Origin of the sequence: Arthrobacter terrae (assembly GCF_015708085.1) — a bacterium.
Lineage (GTDB): Bacteria > Actinomycetota > Actinomycetes > Actinomycetales > Micrococcaceae > Arthrobacter_M > Arthrobacter_M terrae.
The window spans coordinates 37,496-56,257 of record NZ_JADNYM010000006.1; the positions used below are offsets into that span (position 1 = coordinate 37,496).

The window sequence follows — 18,762 nt, forward strand, 5'->3', positions numbered from 1 at the left end:
GGCTGGTGCAAAGCGGAATAGCAGGTCACCCATAGAAGCGTCAGAGCGCGCAAAAACGGCCGTTCACCCTCAGAGGGAAACGGCCGTTTTTCGTTGTGCTGCTAGAACGCCTCGGGATCCAGATAGCGGGGGCTAGCCGGGTCATTTTTTTCCGGCACGGTCGGTGCCGGAGCGTGCACGTCCACCCGGCGGGCAGCGGGCAGGCCGGTCTTCCTGGTTGGGACCGGTTGGGCGTTCCGGGATGGGGCTGTGTTCACCGGCGCCGGAGCGGGAGCGACATTCACGACCGGGCTCACCCCGGCGGATCGGGAGGAGGCCACTGCTTCGGCGCGCATACGGGCGCGTTCCACGTGTCCCTGACCGATACCGGATTCCGGCTTGTGGCCGGTCGGGCAGGTGTGGGCCACCAGTGCAGAGGTGAAGCGGAGGCATTTGCCGCACTGGACGACAGCTGCCCGCTGGTGGGCGCGGACGAGCTTGTTGAAGACCTGGCCGGGACGCTCCGAGACTTTCACGGCTTCGAAGAACTGCTTGGAGACTTTGTGGCCGTACAGCTTGTTACCGATCCGGGTGGCCATCGTGTTCGTGTTCTCGTCGAAGCCGACTTCATCAATCCAGGACGAGGAAACCGGGGACAGTTCGGCGCCCTTCGCTGCCTCCCGGGCTTTGCGTGCCGCCAGCAGATCCGGGACCCTTGCCAGGGCCATGGTCACGCGGCGGGATTCCAGGACGGCCGCAACGGCTTCGGCGACCTGCTCGCCGGCGGGGCCGCCGTTACCGCCCAGTGTGGTGGTCTCCCAGGAATGCGGACCGCTCTTGGTGACACGTACCCAGCCCTGGACGGGGGCGCCGCCCTTCAGCGCCACGGACACCGGCACATCAAAGGTGGGGTTGCCGTTGTCGCCGGAGAAGCGGCGGATGGCCGTTGCGGACGGCATGCGCAGCTGGATGTCCTCGTTGCCGTAGTTCATCCGGTGCGTGCGCCGCTTACCTGACATGGCCTGACCGGTGTGCATGGATGGGGTGTCGTCGTCGGGCATCTGCGGGTACGACTTGCCTTCGGCACGGTACTCGGCGGCGACGAAGTTACGGTTCCACCATTCCTCACGGTGCTCGGTCGTGGTGGGTGCGTTCATCGCCTGCATGGTGGCTGCGGGGACAAATCCATGGGTGCGCAGCAGGTCGCGCCGAATAGCCATGGCCTGGCGGTGCCGGGCAACAGCCAGGACGGCCCCGGGCTCGGCGTGTGCGTATGCGGCGTACTGTCCGCCGACGGGGATGCCTTTAGGCTGACGGGGTGTGGGATCGTTGCTCATACTTAGCCTGTGTGCGGCTGCGGCACCGAAGTGACAGCTGCTCACCGACTTTTTGTTCTGGTGTACGCGTGTCCCGGCGGTAGCGGCTCGTACTCGTCAGATCTTCAGATCCGCGGCACCGCGTGTACGAACCACAGGCGACGTATTACATGCCGCCTGTGGCGTTTAGCGCTCCCGCTAGGGCAGGCCACCCTTGTGCTGAAGTTTCCTGCGCTTGTTGCTAAGCGCTCCTTGGACCGCTATGCACGAGAATACAATCACCACAAAGACGATCCACAGCGGCATGCTGATGTTCTGGTGGAACACCTCGGCCAGGATGAACCAGAGCGCGAACATGCCAACCACCACTACGCGTAGCGCAAAGATCCAGATTTGCAGACGTTCCCTCATTGCGTCCACTTTACCCTTCGCAGTGTTTGGTGGTGATGGGCATCCAGAAGTACCGGGGAGTAATCACCGGTACTGCCAGTGTTACGGGGCACCGCCCATTCTCCAATATCCACACCGTTACACCCGCCATAACAGCTGAGGCTGCCACACACCCGACCGTACCGATGCCGCTGGCGCACACAGACGCTGCAATTGCGGCACTACCACCGCCGGCCACTATGCCCTGCTCGGTGTAGTTGAGGTAGAGCCAGAGGGTGGCGGGCTCCTTCCATGTGGCGTACCAGTCAGGACGGACCTGCATGCCTTCGATGACGGCCGCTGCAGGTGTTTTCACAACGTCCAGCTTCACTCCGGAGTCCAGGGTGTAGGTCGTCGTTGCCCCGCTCTCGGTCCGGGGAAGGTTAGATGACTGTAGGCCGGTGACCATGGTTTCAATGTCGGCTTGTGTCGCCGTGCTTGGGGACGAGGTTTGCTCCGAAGCCGAAGCTTGGGGGGCAAGGGTTGCCGCTTGGGCTATTCCGCCGCCGCCTGCGACAAGGGTTGCGCTTACCGCGGCCCCTACGAGTAGTCTGCTGAGCTTGTTCATCGTTCCTCCAGATACTGGTGGTTCTCTGATCTTGCTTGGCGTACCCCTTCAGCCTACGCTCAAGTGTGATGAATATAACGGATTGATAACAACTATAGGATTACCGCCCGGGTTAACCCGATGGTTGACGGTGGATGCCCTTGGGTACCTTCCGGGGACGCGAAAAGCCGGGACCCTCCGCAATGGGAAGGTCCCGGCCCTAGCCGTTCGAGCCTACTTGGCGGCGACGGCCACCTTGTACTTGGTGTTGCCGAACAGTTCCATGAAAGCGTCCGCGAAGCGCTGCGGCAAACCCTTCACGCCCTTGGGCAGGTTGTTCGCGAGCTTCTGCGCGGAAGGGAACGCCACATCCGGCTTGCCACCCTCAGCGCACTTGGCGAGGACGATAGCGGCCTTGCGCCACAGTTCGCCATCACCGGAGAGGCCCAGCGCCGTCACACCCTGCACGAGGGCGAACAGGCGGTCGGCGCGCTCATTCTTCCAGTCCACCGATACGGTCCCGTCAATTACTTCGCGCGGGTCATGCAGATCGGCAGCAGCCAGCCACTTGAAATATTCGGTCGCTGCACCCTCACCGACAAGGCCCTCCACGACCAGGAACGCGGCTTCATCGTCGTATCGGTCCAGGTGGGCCAGGACGTTGATGACGTTCGTCCAGGAGCGCGGGGACGGCCACGCGCCACCGGCCTTGATCGGGTCCGTCGGCACCGCCGGGGTCATGAACTTGGAGTTGACCTTAAGGAACGTGGTCACGGCGGCGGCAACAGCAGCCTTGCGGGAGACCGGGTCAGCGGCCAGTATATCCGCCAGCGGGATCGGGTTCATGTTCTGGAAACCGGTGGCAACGTTTTCGAGCCAGTTGTTCGTGTCGAAAACCCACTTGAGGTGCATCATGCGGTTAGCCATCGGGGCCGGAAGGTCATAGGCGTCCACAGCGGTTTCGATCGGGTTCATCAGCGCCACAATGGAGACGGAGTCTTTGAGCTTCGTGTCACCGACGTAGCGTTCCTGCACGACACGGAGCATGCCCTTCATCGTGGACGGTGCTGACGTGTTGAACTCGTCGAGCAGGAGCAGACCCTTCGCGGCGTTGTTCAGGTTCTGGACCCACTGGAAGGAGGAGTACTTGATGGCACCCTCATCTTCGATCATCACGCCCAGGAAGTCGGTTGCTTCACGGTTGGAACCGATCACGGTTTCGCAGTGACGGCCCCAGCCGGACGTTGAGGATTCCATCGTTGTGGTCTTGCCCTGGCCGGGCTCACCGATGACACCGGTCGGGACGTTGGCCTGGACGCCAGCGGCAAGGGCGCGCTGGAACGGGGAGCCGGGGAAAGTGTTGATCGTAGCCATGATGTTCTCCTGAGAGGTAAGGGAGGCGGTTGCCTCGTTTTGCTTACCTCTCATGTGTGCGGAGTCCTGAAACCCTCTCACCGCTCTGCTGGCCGTTTCGGGTCAGCTGAGCGTTCTTCGGATTATGGAAGCTGCGTCCTGGACTGCCGCGTGACCTAAAGTAAGGGGCTCCGGGGCGCCGTCCACTGTCAGGCCCGTGATGTCCCACAACCCGAAGCTTGCCCAGATCGGGTCATAGTACGACCACCAGGACAGACCTGCGTAGTCGCCCGTTTCGTACATAGAGCGCGCCCACTGCTGAGTTGATGGCCGATCCTTGGAAACAACGCTACTGGGACGCAACGACCAGTCCTGGAGGGCCTGCGGGTCATCGAGGTTCAAGATGACCGGGTTACCCGTGTACTTCACGAGAGCCTTCACCGTGCCGACCGGGGCCCCAGGCGGCGGGTCAAGGACTTCCGGCTTCCAAACCGAAAATCCGCCGAGGGCTTCAGCTATGGCACCTGCCGGTGAATCGCCAACATAGAGCACCAGATAGTCTCGGTCCGGGTCATCGATCCGGCCGAAACCCTGCCTGGGCCAAATGTAGAGCGGGTGGCCGTTCGCAGTGGAGTCAGCGGCGGCGGGGTGATAGTTCAGTACTCGCCAGAATTCCACTAGGCGAAGGTCCCCTGCTCGTGGGCACGGATCGCCTCAATCACCGGGCCTGCACCCTCGAGCCGGTAGACGTCGACGGGTCGGGCATCAAGATACGCGTTATGCCCTTCCAGCCACAGGATGGCCTGAGCCGGGGTGAATGCGCTGTGGAGGTGGCCTACCAGTGCGTCCAGGTCGGCAAGGAGGGCACGGTTCTCTTCGTTCGGTGCGTCCTGACCGGACGCCCACCGGTTCGGGCGGTCCTTGCTGACACCCAGGAGAGCGGCAACAGTGTTGTTCCCCAGGGCGCTGACGAGCCGCTTCGTCACGGCGCTCGGGCTGTAGCCCGGAGCGTTCTTTTTCAACCCGCCAAAACTGATGGCGGCCGTCCCTCCCAGGACCCTGGTGCTCAGGTTCCGCTGTATATAGCGGCGTTTGATTCCCTGAGTGAGATCTTTAGGTGCCAGGCCGACACCGTTGCGGAAGCTCACAGAAAAAGTACGGCCGCCACTTTTCAGGAGGAACGTTTGGTCAGGTGTCGTGTTCTTTGCCTCCATAGCCCAACATTATCGGTTGGGCTGTGGAATAGAAAGGTCCGGATGCCGCATGATGGGCTACGGTCCGCAGGTTCCTGTGGGCCTTAGTGGTGCGCGGTCCAGGTGTCGGAGCGCCGGGCCACGCCGTACACGACGTCGACCCACTCAGGCGGAAAGACAGGAGCCGCGCCGTTGATGGTGCCCACCAGATCCACTCCTACCACCAGCCCCTCATAATTGCTGGCGACGCTCATTGTTGACCAGATGGCCACCAGCGGCCGGCACTGCAGGTCCATCCTGGCGGCTACAGACAGATGCTCCCCCGCTACGGTTGCGTCCCGGATAATCGACTCGACCCATTTCTGCCGGTACCCGTCCGAATACACCGCACCGTCAGCTTTGGCCGTGACGTCATACGTGGTGGACTTCGTATTGATCGCCCACAAACCGGTCGGGCCGATCACCAGGTGGTCGATGTCTTTCCGCGGGCTTAGCGGTACCGAATGCAGTATCCGGTAACCGGTCCGTTCCAGGCCGGCCAGGACCCCGGCTGTGCGCTGCTCGCCGGCGACCCCGGCCCGGTAGGAGGCGTCTTCATGACCGTCGATCAGTTGCCCTGGCCGATGGGCGGCAAGATCAGTCCATGGCAGGACATCCACGGCGGGAGGTGATGGCAACAGGTGGGTCTCGCCGGACTGCGCTGCGTGGATAAAGTGCCGTGCAGCGGTGAGTGGTGACAGGCCAGCGAGTGCACGCTGCAGCAGATCTCCGGTCCCTGCCGAATCCGGGACGGCATCGAGGGTGGCCAGGTCCAGGTAGCCGACCTTCGTCCCGTCAGACAAGTTGATGTACAGCCGGCGGAGGTCTTTCAGCTTCCACGGGTTGTAGACGAACTCGACCACGGGCTTGGCCAGCGGCACTGGAGGCGCCGCAGGTGCCGGAGGTTCAGCGACCGCCAGTGCACCGCCGACCGTCTCGGCTGTCCCGGATCTGGACTTCATCCACGCGAACTCGACCATAGTGCATCTCCCTTTGTCTGGCTTCTACCAGGGAACATGCGCAGACATCAGTCCCGGACCGGTAACGGCTTGCCGTTCGCGTATTGGGACCTCCCCCTGCCAAGAGCAACAGGCAGCTCCGGTGCTACCGGCTGTTCGGCACCTCGCTCCTTCAAATACCGGTACAGGGTGGCCCTGGACCAGCCCACCGTATCGGCGGCACGGCTGGCCGTCTTCCCCTGGGACAGCAGTTGACGGGCGACCTCCAGCTTGGCTTCCACCGTTTCCTGATTCACCGGTTTCTGGCCGAACTTCACGCCCCTGGCTTTGGCGGCCATGACCCCGGCACGGACCCTTTCGTTGATGAGCTCGCGTTCGTATTCGGCCAAGGTAGCGAACAAACCGAGCTGTAGGCGGCCAGACGCTGTGCTCGGGTCAATTCCATCGACAAGGGAGCGCAAACCGATCCCGCGTTTTTGCATGTCGGCAACAGTATTCAGCACATCGATCAGGCTTCTTCCGAGCCTGTCGATTCGATAAACCAGCACAGTATCCTCCCTGCGCGCATAGCCCAGAAGCGCGGTCAGACCCGGTCTTTCCTTCGCCGCTTTCGCCCCCGAGAGCTGGTCAAAGTAAATCTGCTCCTCCGGGACACCCGCTTCGATGAGCGCATCAAACTGCATCCTGCCGTGCTGATCCGTGGTTGAAACCCTGACATACCCCAATAAAAGTCCCATGCCGCACATACTAGGACCCGAGTGTGTCATTCTCCCTCGAGGAATCGTGAGACAGCCGCAGTGAGACGGACCCGGTGAGACACTCGCTGCCCCAAAGGGGCTCAAAAACAGCGTTTAGGGAAGTTCCTCACCAAGCTAGAGTTCGTGAGACCCTCCGCTAGCCGTTTGCGGGGATCCCTGGGGCTGCCTTCGACTTTGGCTTTTGGGCCCACAGCGCGGGTTTGAGAAGGGCGGTCTGGTCGATATGAACTAGGCCCGAATCGTACTTCCTGAGTGCATCGTAGGTCTTCTTCATCTCTCCGCGGTCCGCGATCAGGCCGCGTACGACCGCACTGCTCAAAATCCATGCTGTGTCGATGACCTTGATCCCGAATTTGCTCGCCAGCTGTTGACCCCTCCACTCGTCGATGACGACGAACACGACCTCACCCCGATCCTTGCGCACCATGGCGTGAGCGATGACCAAAATTTCTCCGAGGTCCTGACTCTCTGTGAGCCTTTCTGCAAGAGGTGTCCCTGTGAGCTTCTTCACCGCAACTGAGAGTGCTTCCGCATCTTCAGACGATACCGACGAGTCGACAACCTCGATGCGGTCATGCTCGACTAACCACGCCCAGTTGAGGACTGTTATCGGTGGGAAGTCTCGCCGGTTTGACCCGCGATTCGAAACCTCGTCGTTAACTACATCCGGAACGCGGATCTGATTAGAACCCCGCTGTAGGACTTCAACCAGCAAGCTCTGCTTGGCAGCGGCACAGAAGGTGATGCACGGTCCTGCGTCCAGAATAGTTATCTGTTCGGCCGCCACAGAGTCAGTCCGCCCCGAAGGCATCAAGGTCAGCCCATGCGACCTCAATTGTCTCTGGCGTTATGCCCGCCTCTTCAAGTTCGTGGAGCTGACGTTCCGGGTCCACACCGCTGAGCGCCGCAAGGCCCTGGACGGAGACAAAGTTTCGGATGTATCCCTCGGTGGTGTTTTCGATGAGCCGTTGCGGCGGCCTTGGCGTGCTACTCTCGGCGGCCATGGCCCGGTAGTCTCCGATCCATCCGTATCGCAGAGCAAGGCTCTGGGCGGACTCCCGCCACTCTTCCTTTTGTTTCGCGGTGATCCAGCCGTCGGAATGCATCTGGATGATCGCGATAGCGGGCGATACCTGGAAGTGGCGCACGACAGACGAGACATGCCGGGGGTTCAATTCGCCACGCACCGCGCCCAGGTCGTCAAGAAAGTCTGCCATACCCTCGACGGGAGCCAGAAGGTGGCGCGCGAAGGTGTCCGCACGGGTTTCTTCCGGAGTCCTCGCTGCCGGGTCGTGCCGCAGCCCCGCCTCGTAATCTGCAAACACGATGTGGCCGAGCTCGTGTCCCATCGACGATCGCTGCCGCTCCGGGACTCCGGTGGTAGCGACTCCGATGATCGACTTTCCCCGGACCGGGTCGGTCAGCACCATCCCGTCCATCCCCGAGGGCATGTCCAGGATTGCGACGTCGACGCTGGGAGCCACGAGTCCGATGAGTTCGTGGAGGTCCGCGATCGGGCCTGTCCCAAGGCCCTGGTCGCGCCGGATCTTCATGGCCGCGAGGCAGGCGGTCCGTTCACTGGCGCCGATGGCCGCAGGGATGACCGGATCTTCAGGCATCATGCACCGATGCCGTGCAGCGCCAGATAGGCGTCCATCTCGAGGAACAGCGTCAGTTTCCTCTTCACAGCCGCAGCGTCTGCCGTGGACGTGTTGGCCCGGCTGGCGACGAGAACGCGGTCCCGGACAGGGTTCTCGTCCAGGATGGCCTCGACAGGGCAGCCCAAGGCCCAAGCAATGGAGATGATGTCATCCATCCGAGCCGCGCGGCTGCCGTTCTCGATCCGGCACAACGTGGACTGAGAGATTCCCGTAAGGTTTTCCAGGTCCCGCTGGTTGAGGCCCGCTTCATTGCGCCGCTCGGCGATCCGGCGCCCAATATCTACAGCCACGACACAATCCCATCATTGAATCAGCATTTTCAAACCTTGATTCAATCATAGCGGACCAGCGGCTGGACACCTCCACAATCTCTCACCCCCCGATTGCTCCTAATATGGCGCCCATGGACCCCACCTGCAGGACACCTCAGTCCCCGGGAAATGTACAGCGACGAGCGATGGGCTGCCCTAGCCGGGGTCCACGAGGATGAGGGTCACACCCGCCTCTCGGATGATTTCTGCCGGCTCCAACGTGAGGCTGCCCTCGAAAACTTCGACCTGAACATGGTGTTCTTCGCGCAGATCTCGCAGCAGTCTTTCGGGGACGCACTGGCGGAGATGCTTGGGAAGCACAAGCGCCTGCGGCCTGTCACCGATCTGCGATCCCTGGACGGGGCCGAGGGGGTCTACGTGCTGGTGCTGGACAATTACCGGCAGGCCTACATCGGGCAGTCGTATGACATGCGTGCGCGCATCAGGAAGCACTGGACTGGAACGAAGCAGTTCGACCGGCTGCTGTGGGGCGGCGTCGATGAGTCTGTGCTGTCCATCGACTCGTTCCGTGCCCTGGATACCACTCGTATTTTTGCCGCGCGGACCATCTTTGCGAACAGGTTGGAAGCCAGGCTCGTGAAAACTTTCCCGCCAGACTACCTGCTCAACCGTATCGGCGGCGGGGCGTTAACGGGCTTACGCGGGAGCTTCATCGCCGCCGAGATGAAGCGGCGGAAACTGGCCCGGACTTATTTGGTGGTGACTTTGACGTTGTCGACGTACGCTTGCGACGGCCAGGAGGCGTAACCCCCGCCGGTTTGGATAAAGCTCAGTTTCACGTTCTGGCCCAGGTAAGGGGTCAGGTCAACGGTCATGGTTCTCATGGCCGTGACTGTGGAGGTGGACAGGACTGCCTTTGCGGAATTTCCGTCGGTGCCCTGGACCTGGACCTGGAAAGTCCCGGGGTAGGAGGAGCTAGGGGATGTCTGGTAGGAAAAGGACAGCAGTGTCGTGCCCTGAGCCGGTACCGAAACCGTTTGGGACATCGTGGACCCACCGGCGTTCGAATACAGGTAAGCTACCTGCTTCCCGTCCGTAGCGGAGCTCGAGCTCATCGAGGACGGTGCATTGCCGCTGGTCGTCCATCCGGTCATCCCCGACTCAAAACTGCCGTTAGCAACCCCGTTGGGGTTGACTGTGTAGGCAGGCGAGGGAGCGGATTCGGGAGAAGATCCCAAGGGGTTCGTGGACCGTACCGTGAAGGTGTACACGGTTCCGTTGGTGAGCCCTGTGATCACAGCCGTGGCAGCCGGTGGGTTTCCGGTGACGGTGACAGATGCCAGAGCTGTGGCCCCTTGGTATGGCGTGATGGTGTAGGCCGTGACTCCGGCACTACCAAGGGTCGGAGGCGTCCACTGCACAGTTGCCGTGGAGTCATTAGTCCACGCCGCTACACTGACTGGCGCATCTGGTGCTCCGGTGGTGACTTTGACGTTGTCGACGTACGCTTGCGACGGCCAGGAGGCGTAACCCCCGCCGGTTTGGATAAAGCTCAGTTTCACGTTCTGGCCCAGGTAAGGGGTCAGGTCAACGGTCATGGTTCTCATGGCCGTGACTGTGGAGGTGGACAGGACTGCCTTTGCGGAATTTCCGTCGGTGCCCTGGACCTGGACCTGGAAAGTCCCGGGGTAGGAGGAGCTAGGGGATGTCTGGTAGGAAAAGGACAGCAGTGTCGTGCCCTGAGCCGGTACCGAAACCGTTTGGGACATCGTGGACCCACCGGCGTTCGAATACAGGTAAGCTACCTGCTTCCCGTCCGTAGCGGAGGTCGAGCTCATCGAGGACGGTGCATTGCCGCTGGTCGTCCATCCGGTCATCCCCGACTCAAAACTCCCGTTTTCCAGCCCGGACAGTGCGATGACAGACGTACCGTACGGCGAATCGCCGGAGGCGTTCGTGGCAGCAACCCGGACGTAAAGTGTGTCACCTTTATTCACGTCGATGTTGACCGTGGTTTCCTTCTGGGCGGTCGTCTTAGACGCCCAGGACCCGGTATTGACCATGTATTCGACCTTGTATGTTTCGGCGTCCGCCACTGCCGGCCAGGTGAACTTTGCCCTAGTAGCCATCTCTACGGCAGATGAGACCACCGGCGCAGCGGGTGCCTGGATGCCGGAAAACCCGCCAACCCCGTCAACGAGGGCTTTGAGTGCATCAGCGGAAAGGCAACCGGTGTCTTTGTCACGTTCCAAGACCTGCGGGTCAGTCTGTGCATCGGTTCCGTAGAAAATAGTGCCGGTTCCTGATTTAGCCAGGGCGACGTAGCAGTGCCCGGAACTGTCGGTCTCGACGGAGGCGGTATGGGGAAGGCTGGGGAGGTAGCCGGCGGCGACGATGGGTCCGGATCCTAGAAAGCGGTTGTCTTTGGTCCTGGCAACACCTTCGGCCGTGCGCACCGCGGAGAGATCCTGCTTTGCGCCGTTGTCCTGGGCAAACGGAATGACTCCGAAGATCGCAGCAAGAACGCCTGCTGTCAGGATGGCCACTACGACGACTGCCGTGATGATCGAGGGAAGATCAAATGCACCCACCGAAGATCGCAAGTTGTCCAGTGCAACCCTGAGTCGCTGTCGGGGTCCGTTGTGCAAGGTAGAGAGCGTCAAAACCAGTCCATCCACGTCAGCCAAAAATCCTTCTCACCTACAGAAGGGGGCGACCGCGCAAAAATTGTGGCTGCCAGACCGTTATCTTCGATCGCCACTTTCTGCGGCTTTGAGAGCCAGCATGCGGTCTCTCCGCTAGCGTCGGAACGTGACGGTATATCGCTGCGTGGTGTTCTCTGCGATTACCTTCGAGTCAGCGGATCCCCTCGGATTCCAACCGGGCAGGTGGACAGTCAGCGCACGCGCTTTGGCGGACGGCAGAATATTCCGGGCACTTTTTTGGCGCTGTTCGTGGAGCCAGACCCCTAGAACCCGTTCATGTTCATCAGCAGCGGTCTTCCACTGTGGCCAGGAACCGGGTTCGCGCAGGTAATCGGTGACCTCTTCCAGTCGGGTCCACCACCGTTTCTCATCGGCCAGGGCACGGCTGCTGTACCGCCACGGTCCGGCGTCGTCCAGCTTTTCGATCCGGTCCGCGCTGAGCTCCCCGCGGCGATGACGCCGGCGCTGCTCGGCAAGCCAGCGGGCCAGGAATGCCTCGCCGTCCTCTCCGGCGGGGTTTGGCCAGCGGCCCGTATCGGCGGTGAACGTCATCAGGTCCGTGGATACCCGGTGCCAGGCCCGGGCTGCCGGCTCCACGGAATGCTCCTCATGATTCCGGCTCAGCATCGGGTCCAGCACCGTTCGCTTGCGGAAGTACGCGAACACCGTGGAGCGCGGGGCGTGGCATAGCCGGGCGATCCGGTCGCAGCTAAGACCTGCGGCATACATCAGGTCCCATTCAGTGTGGCTGCTAACCCGGACAGCCATCACGTTGGCCCGGACAAAGCTGACATGCCACCATGCTAGCTGTAGGCATCAGCACGCGCCCGCGACGGTGAACCGTTCGTCTATGGCTGTCCCGTTGACGACCAAGGTGACACCAAGATGTAGATCAACGTCCTACCACGGCACCTATTTGCCTTGGCCGCGGTCGTAGTTCTTCCGCAGACGTCTTTGGCGCCCTGGCGCAGTGCAGTGATCAGAAAATCTGCGTTACGCAGCATGATTGAGAAGACTACGAGCGTCCGGTGAGTGTGGAGCTCACACTTGGCTGGAGCCGGGGTTGCGAACAACGGCGTGACCCTCATTATCCGCTTCCACCCAGGGCTGACCGGCTTCTTGCAGGTGGTCTTCGAAATTCAGTCCCGTGATCTTTGCCGAGATCTGTCCACTCCAGGCCACCCGAATTACGGCCTGTGCGGAGTCTGGACGACTGTCATCGGACGCCTGTCCTGTCAGCACTTTGACAATCGCCCGGTGAGTGATCATCGGTGGCGCTTCCAGTTCGCGGCCTATGCGGGCCCAGTGGTCCAACTGCTGCGCAGCGCTGCGGCTCTGAATTTCGCCGGCGACTTTCGCGGCCGCGAAAAGTTCTCCATCGATGCGCGTCGGCTTCGTCTTCATAACTGGAGCGTAGCGTCCAGTTACACCCGACACGATGGCCCTGCGCGAAACGGGTACATTTGCCACCACGCCCGTGTACGGACCTTAACCGGGAACTGTGTTCTGGCTTTGATCGAGATGCCGAGGTAGGTTAAACGACGGCCCCGCCACCGTCGAGGATGATTTGTTCTTTCATTCCGCCATGTGTGCGGCTAATAGTTTTCGGAGACGTAAGCGTAGGCGTGGTCGAAGAGGTCCCCGGAAGCCGGCAGCCCGTAGCGGACGAGGACTTTGCGAATCGCGATACGGACCGCCTTGTCGCCTTCCTTGGTGTTGTTCCACCCGTCCCAGCGGACTTCCTTAACGATGGCGTCGATGTCGGCGACGACCTTTCCGACGATGACCGGAACACCCTCGGGCCTATATTCTTCGAAGATCTGAGTCAGGGCTCCGGTGTTCGGGTCGGGCAGGAGATCCAAGCCCGGGACACCGGATTCGTCTTCGGCCTTTTCAGCGGCGGCCACGTCGCGGGCCAGGTCGAGAAGGTCACGGAGGAAGTCCACAGACTCCTGGGCTTTAGCGAGTTGGCGTTCGCGTAGGCGCTCCAGCCTTTCAGACAGTGTCTTATAAACGGGGTGGTCTCCGTTGGTACCTTCCAACCTTTTACGCAACCGGGAGGCGATGTTGTCGACCACCTCGGCCGCTGTCGTGACCTGAGTTTCTCCGCTGCCGGCGTCGGGGTCGATGACGCCAGCTTCAATGAGCCGTTTGATGGTGCCTTCGTCAGCGATCACGACGTCTACCCCGGTGTCTCTGACCGTGACTTCGCCGATGTGCCCGTGGACGAGCTCCAACGTTTTTGCGCCGAGACGGTGCCAGAGCAGGTCCCGTGTGTCGTCAGCAGGTGCGACGGAGGCGTACACCTTGGACAACCATTTGTAGTCGGACCGGTGGTTCTCTAGCCGCAGGTCCGGATATGCGGCTTCCCAAATGCCCTGGAGCATGCCGTACTGGGCGGCAAAACGCTCCAGGGCTTTGTCGTCCGGCAGTCGGTCGTGGGCTGCCTGGAGGGCTTCAAATCCGGTGTTGTTCCGGTCGATGCCGGCGAACCGGTCAAGGACGTTGGCAATCTCGATTTCGAACTGCTCCAGCAGGGAGCCGATTTCAATCTCCTTCCGGGCGTGCTCCGGGTTGGCCGGGGACATCGCGCGGGCGAAGCCGTCGCCGAGCCCGACGTAGTCGACGATGAGTCCGTAGCGTTTCTCCTGCCCGGTCAGCGGGTTCTTCCAGTTCCGGTTGGTCCGGGTGATCGTCTGGTAGAGGGTATGCAACTTCATAGGTTTGTCCAGGTACATCACACCCTCGATGGGTGCATCGAACCCGGTGCCCAGCTTGGCGGTGACGACGATGAATTTCAACGGATCACCTAGTTGGCGAAACCGGTTCAAGATGTTCTCCTCACCGAGATCGGTGAGTTTGTGCTCCTGCCACCCAGGCTCGTCCTTTGACTGGACGGACATAACGATGACCGCCTCATCAGGGGTACCGCCGCCGGCACGGGCCTTCAGTTGACGGGCGAGCTCCTCCTGATAAGCCACGCATAAGGCCCGGTCGTAGGCGACCACCTGCGCTTTCATACCCAACGGGTCGATGATCGAGTAGAAATGGTCGATGATGTCGGCACAGACCTTCTCCACGCGTTCCAGGTTCGCGAAGAACGTGCGGGTGTCCGTGGCTTTCGCCGCCACATATTCCTGCTCGTCCTCGGTCAGGCCTTCCTCTGCGGCCAGTTCGTCGAATGCTTTATCCAGATCCGTCTTGCGGATGTGGAAGTCCACCAAGCGCGGGGAAACATGCATGGGGACGGTGGTGCCATCAGCGATGGAACGGTCCGAATCGTAGGTGTTCATCGCATGGTTCGGGTCATCCGGGTCACCGAACAGCTCGTACGTGTTGCGGTCCTCATCGGCGATCGGGGTGCCAGTGAAACCGAAGAAACGGGCGTTCGGGAAGGCGGCGCGCAGGAACTTGCCCAGCTGCCCTTCCTGGGTGCGGTGCGCCTCATCGACCAGGACGATGATGTTCTCCCGGGTGTTCAGCACCCCGGCGTTCTTGAATTTGTGCACCGTGGTGAAGATGATTCCGCGCCGGTCCTCTCCCAGAATGCGACGGAGGTCGGCAGCATTCTCGGGGGCCTCGAGGGAGGGCATGCCGGCGCGAAGAAACTGGCGATACATCTGAGTGACCAGCTGGACGCGGTCCGCGATCAAGACGATCGACGGGTTTTTCAGCCGTGGTTCGTTGACCAGCTTGACCGCGGCGAACAGCATGGCGAGGGTCTTGCCCGAACCCTGGGTGTGGTGAATCAGGCCCTGTCTCTTGGTGCTGTGCAAGGCGCGGGTGTGAATGGCGCGGACGGCTTCGACCTGCGGGTACCGGGGCACAATCTTGTTCAGCCGTGGCACCCCGGAATGCTTAGCCTTCAACTCGAAGACAGTGAAGTCCGCGACGACTGACAGGACTGTCTCGGGGTTCAGCAGCAGTTCGACGCTACGCTTTACGCGTGGCCAGCCTGCTGGGAGAATCTCTTCCTCCGTGTTCCCCCAGACACCCCATGATTCGATGTCCTGGCCGGCGGCGCCGTAATGGAAGTCCTTGCCGTCGGTCGCTACCGAAAACGCATTCGGAACGAAGAATTCCGCCCAGCCCGGTTCGTAGATGGTGTGGATCTCATGGGCAGCTTTCAGCCACGTGATTCGGGCGTCCAGGCGCGTCTTGGTTTCGATAACCACCAGCGGGATGCCGTTCACGAACAGCACGAGATCGAACCGACAAAAATGGCCTTGGGTGCCGAACGTGACCTCATCGGAGACGACCAGGATATTCGCGGCCGGGTTGGTGAAGTCGATCAGCTGGACCGGATCGAAGACGTCGCGGCCAGTGAAGCGGTGAGTTTTCTGGCCCCGCAGCCACTCCAGGAAGTGCTGGTTGGTCGGAACCAGTCCATCCTCCCGGGCTGAGAGCATCAGGCTGCGCAACGGAGACAGCAGCTCCGCGGCGCGCTCCGGGGCCTCGGCAACGGCGGGATTGAGCCGGGCAAGCGCCGTCAACAGATCAGCCTCGATCAGCACGTCCTCGGTGTGCCGGTCGAGCTGATAACCCGGAATATGCTTCCATCCGGCGCCCACCAGCAAATCCAAGATCGGCCGCTGTACCGTATTCGACTCGTTGAACCCCGCCATGAAATTACGCCCCCATTAGTTCGTCATACGTCTCAGGCATTCTATGTGCACCCGATAGCAGGGCAGAAAGTAGTTCGGCCCGGAGGGAGCGAAGTGACTGTGCATGACTTTCCTGCTCGTTCGAGACTGAGAGGAACGATTCCGCCAACTCACAGAACGCCGACTGGTCTTCTCGTGAAACCGGAAGAATGATCTTGGTGTGAGTCAAGTACTGAGGAATGTTGAGGTTGCGGATGCCGGTAGTGAACTTCTGAAACGGCAGCGGGGCGTCTTGCTTGTACATCAGCCACATCACCCAGAACACGTAGGACGGATCGACGATGGCAGTGTCCGGTCTCAGAAGGCGCATGAAGTCCGACGGAACAACATTTGGTGGTGTGTTGCGGCCACGAATTACGCGCCCCACAGGTTGAGTTGGTGAGCCACCGGACCGCTCAAGGACAACGTCACCAGCTTGGATGGTTCGGACTGCGGCACGCTTGAAAGAAAGACTTCTGCGGCTACCCAGCGCCGCGTCAACTTCCGTATGCCCATTGGCGTAGGCACTCGGACCGATTGCGACAACGTCCGTGTCCTCGGCGCCTGGCTCGCTTCCCCATGATCCACCGATGACGTGGCTGAACACCGACTCCAGAGGGAGAGGTGTGCCAACCATTCCGGCGTACGCCGAGGCCAGACTGCGGACGCTAACAGAATCAAGGGTCTGCCGATTGGCATTGGCTGATTCGATGGCATCGTCCACGGCGCCGATCAGGTCAACGATGCGCCGCTGCTCGTCCAGAGATGGGACCGTCAGCTTAAGTTCCAAGAATCGATGGACATCGAGCCGAACCCGGTTCGTTGTGCCAGCTGAGACTTTGTCGCACAGGTCGGCGAATGCCGCACTCCGGACAATGATGCTGAAGTACTTCTTTGAGACCACGGCTTCATCGACGACATAGGACAGGAAATCGCCTGTGACTACGGCGCCGTCCAGCTCCGGTGGAAGGAGCGAATTCGAGCCTTTGCGTGCATCGATCTTGGAGATCATTAGGTCTCCCGTGCGCACCTCGAACCGGGCAGTCCCGAGTTCTGAGCCAAAGCAAACCTTTCTGAGCCTGGCCCCTTTCCCGTAGAGCGGAAGCGTGACCATTTTGTAGGAGGCCTCGGGGTCGATCGTGGCCTTTCTTCGAATCGGCGAGAGGAAGTCCGAGAATCTCATGCCTACCCGCGCTTCAGAAGTCAAAGCCAGCCGCCTTCAGCTTGTCCGCCAGCACTTCTTCGACCGCTGCGAGCCGTTCGCGGCTTTCCTGGTAGGCGATGAGGGCTTCCTCAACATTGGCTTCGCCGACACTCTCGGTCTTGATGTAACGGCCAATGTTCAGATCGAAACCGTTCTCCTCAAGCTCCTCCATGCCGACCAGACGGAGGCTCAGCCCGCCTTCACCGTCGATGTCTTTGCCTTGCTTGTAGGCCGCGTCGATGACCTCGATGTCCTCATCCGACATGGTGTTCTGGTTCTTGCCCGAGACGAACCGTTTGGACGCGTCGATGAACAGGACCTTGTCCCGGCGTTCGGCCGGTTTCTGCCTCCGGAAGATGAGCAGACACACCGGGATGGACGTCGAGTAGAAGAGGTTGTTAGGCAGGCCAATGACGGCCTCGAGCAGGTCCTTGCGGATCAGGCATTCCCGGATGGCGCCTTCTTTGCCACCGCGGAACAGCACGCCGTGCGGCATGACGACGCCGACCCGGCCGGTGTCTTCCTTCATGGAGGCAACCATGTGCTGGATCCAGGCGTAGTCGCCGTTCTTGGCTGGCGGGACACCGCAGATGACCCGGCTATAGGGGTCGTTGGTCCAACCTTCGGCACCCCAGTTCTGCAGCGAGAACGGCGGGTTGGCGATGACGACGTCGAATTTCTGCAGACCGTCGCCGTCCAGAAGCTTCGGTTCCCGGAACGAGTCACCCCGGACGATTTTGAACTCCTTGAGCCCATGCAGGTACAGGTTCATCTTCGCGATGGCGCTGGTGGTCAGGTTGATTTCCTGCCCGTGCAGGTGAAGGGTCCGGGCGTCCCCACCGGCCTCCTTCACCGCCGTGACCGTCTCGACGAGCATGCCACCGGAACCGCAGGCAGGGTCCGCGATGGTGTCCCCCGGCTTCGGGGCCAAGATCTTCACCAGAAGGTGCACCACATGGCGCGGTGTGAAGAATTCGCCGGCCTTCTTCCCAGACGCTTCGGCGAACTCCCGCAGCAGATACTCATACGCGGAGCCGAGCATGTCGCCGTTGACGCTGTCCGGGTCTAGCCGGACCGAATGGAACGAGTTGAGCAGCGCGGCCAGCGCGGTTTGGGGAAGGCGTTCCTGGTTGGCCCACTGCACGTCGCCGAAGACGCCGGCGAGGGCGTCCGGGTTAGCCTGCTGGATGCGCTGCATGGCGTTGTCCAGCTTCACCCCGGTCTGGTGCGCGGTCTCGATGACATCAACCCAGTGGCAACCGTCCGGGATGGCGAACGTATGGTAATCCGCCTCAATCTCATCCGTCAGGGCATCCCCGAAGTCTTCGATTGCGCGGACCCGCTCGTGGTCCCAACTGTCGCTGATCCACTTGAAGAACATCACCGGGAAGACATAGGCCTTGAAGTCTCCAGGATCAACGGGCCCCCGCAGGGCGTTGGCAGCCGACCACAGGGTCGATTCCAACTGTCGCTGGGACAGGTGTCCGGGCTCGGTGGTGGAGAGCGTCAAGATGATCCTCGTTCAGTCGTCAATGGGCTGTGTCTCTATCCGTAAACATGCGTAGACACGGCGGGTAGGGATGTAGTCCCCCAAGGCCACCATGGCAAGCATATGTCCGGCCGGGTATTTGCGCCGTCCAGGACAGCGCATGTGGCGACCGATTGCCGAGTACGGGACTGAGCAATTCTGAATAGTGGCGTCCT

18 protein-coding genes are annotated in these 18,762 nt (G+C 61.2%); 1 reads left to right on the plus strand and 17 read right to left on the minus strand.

Annotated features, from left to right (window positions below; genetic code table 11):
* Positions 1-101 precede the first annotated feature (101 nt).
* The 11 genes from IV500_RS05530 to IV500_RS05580 form a co-directional block, all read right to left on the minus strand.
* The gene (locus tag IV500_RS05530) at positions 102-1,316 is read right to left on the minus strand and encodes a hypothetical protein (RefSeq protein WP_196396008.1); all 1,215 of its coding nucleotides are present in this window, start codon (positions 1,314-1,316) and stop codon (positions 102-104) included.
* Between the two features lie 177 nt (positions 1,317-1,493).
* Positions 1,494-1,706, minus strand: coding sequence for a hypothetical protein (locus IV500_RS05535; protein ID WP_196395838.1), 213 nt, complete (start codon positions 1,704-1,706; stop codon positions 1,494-1,496).
* 10 nt (positions 1,707-1,716) lie between these two features.
* On the minus strand, positions 1,717-2,292 hold the full coding sequence (locus IV500_RS05540; protein WP_196395839.1) for a hypothetical protein: 576 nt from the start codon (positions 2,290-2,292) through the stop codon (positions 1,717-1,719).
* A gap of 213 nt (positions 2,293-2,505) precedes the next feature.
* The gene (locus IV500_RS05545; RefSeq protein ID WP_196395840.1) at positions 2,506-3,645 is read right to left on the minus strand and encodes a MoxR family ATPase; all 1,140 of its coding nucleotides are present in this window, start codon (positions 3,643-3,645) and stop codon (positions 2,506-2,508) included.
* Between the two features lie 102 nt (positions 3,646-3,747).
* Positions 3,748-4,302, minus strand: a complete 555-nt coding sequence (locus IV500_RS05550) for an RES family NAD+ phosphorylase (protein ID WP_196395841.1) — start codon at positions 4,300-4,302, stop codon at positions 3,748-3,750.
* Complete coding sequence (locus tag IV500_RS05555; RefSeq protein ID WP_196395842.1) at positions 4,302-4,772, minus strand: hypothetical protein; 471 nt, start codon at positions 4,770-4,772, stop codon at positions 4,302-4,304. Before IV500_RS05555 ends, IV500_RS05550 begins: the two co-directional genes overlap by 1 nt.
* A gap of 149 nt (positions 4,773-4,921) precedes the next feature.
* Positions 4,922-5,836, minus strand: a complete 915-nt coding sequence (locus IV500_RS05560; protein WP_230854557.1) for a nuclease-related domain-containing protein — start codon at positions 5,834-5,836, stop codon at positions 4,922-4,924.
* A gap of 47 nt (positions 5,837-5,883) precedes the next feature.
* On the minus strand, positions 5,884-6,552 hold the full coding sequence (locus IV500_RS05565; protein ID WP_230854558.1) for a recombinase family protein: 669 nt from the start codon (positions 6,550-6,552) through the stop codon (positions 5,884-5,886).
* Between the two features lie 157 nt (positions 6,553-6,709).
* Positions 6,710-7,360, minus strand: coding sequence for a PIN domain-containing protein (locus IV500_RS05570; protein WP_196395844.1), 651 nt, complete (start codon positions 7,358-7,360; stop codon positions 6,710-6,712).
* 4 nt (positions 7,361-7,364) lie between these two features.
* Positions 7,365-8,195 carry an ImmA/IrrE family metallo-endopeptidase gene (locus tag IV500_RS05575; protein WP_196395845.1) on the minus strand — a complete coding sequence of 277 codons (831 nt, stop codon included), beginning with the start codon at positions 8,193-8,195 and terminating at the stop codon, positions 7,365-7,367.
* Complete coding sequence (locus IV500_RS05580; RefSeq protein WP_196395846.1) at positions 8,192-8,524, minus strand: helix-turn-helix transcriptional regulator; 333 nt, start codon at positions 8,522-8,524, stop codon at positions 8,192-8,194. The genes IV500_RS05575 and IV500_RS05580 overlap by 4 nt, the downstream gene beginning before the upstream one ends.
* Positions 8,525-8,674: 150 nt before the next feature.
* On the opposite strand from IV500_RS05580, the gene IV500_RS05585 reads away from it, so the two are divergent.
* A complete protein-coding gene (locus IV500_RS05585; RefSeq protein ID WP_196395847.1) occupies positions 8,675-9,313 on the plus strand; it encodes a GIY-YIG nuclease family protein in 639 nt (212 codons plus the stop codon).
* Here IV500_RS05585 and IV500_RS22110 read toward each other — a convergent pair.
* The 6 genes from IV500_RS22110 to IV500_RS05615 form a co-directional block, all read right to left on the minus strand.
* A complete protein-coding gene (locus tag IV500_RS22110) occupies positions 9,256-11,097 on the minus strand; it encodes a fibronectin type III domain-containing protein (protein WP_196395848.1) in 1,842 nt (613 codons plus the stop codon). The genes IV500_RS05585 and IV500_RS22110 overlap by 58 nt on opposite strands.
* Before the next feature lie 207 nt (positions 11,098-11,304).
* Complete coding sequence (locus IV500_RS05595; RefSeq protein WP_196395849.1) at positions 11,305-11,979, minus strand: helicase associated domain-containing protein; 675 nt, start codon at positions 11,977-11,979, stop codon at positions 11,305-11,307.
* 273 nt (positions 11,980-12,252) lie between these two features.
* A complete protein-coding gene (locus IV500_RS05600) occupies positions 12,253-12,615 on the minus strand; it encodes a TA system antitoxin ParD family protein (RefSeq protein WP_196395850.1) in 363 nt (120 codons plus the stop codon).
* Positions 12,616-12,806: 191 nt separating this feature from the next.
* On the minus strand, positions 12,807-15,836 hold the full coding sequence (locus IV500_RS05605) for a type I restriction endonuclease subunit R (protein ID WP_196395851.1): 3,030 nt from the start codon (positions 15,834-15,836) through the stop codon (positions 12,807-12,809).
* 4 nt (positions 15,837-15,840) lie between these two features.
* Positions 15,841-17,061 (minus strand): restriction endonuclease subunit S domain-containing protein, encoded by a 1,221-nt coding sequence (locus tag IV500_RS05610; RefSeq protein WP_196395852.1) that lies wholly within the window; start codon positions 17,059-17,061, stop codon positions 15,841-15,843.
* Positions 17,051-18,568 carry a type I restriction-modification system subunit M gene (locus tag IV500_RS05615; protein ID WP_196395853.1) on the minus strand — a complete coding sequence of 506 codons (1,518 nt, stop codon included), beginning with the start codon at positions 18,566-18,568 and terminating at the stop codon, positions 17,051-17,053. Before IV500_RS05615 ends, IV500_RS05610 begins: the two co-directional genes overlap by 11 nt.
* Between the last annotated feature and the right edge of the window lie 194 nt (positions 18,569-18,762).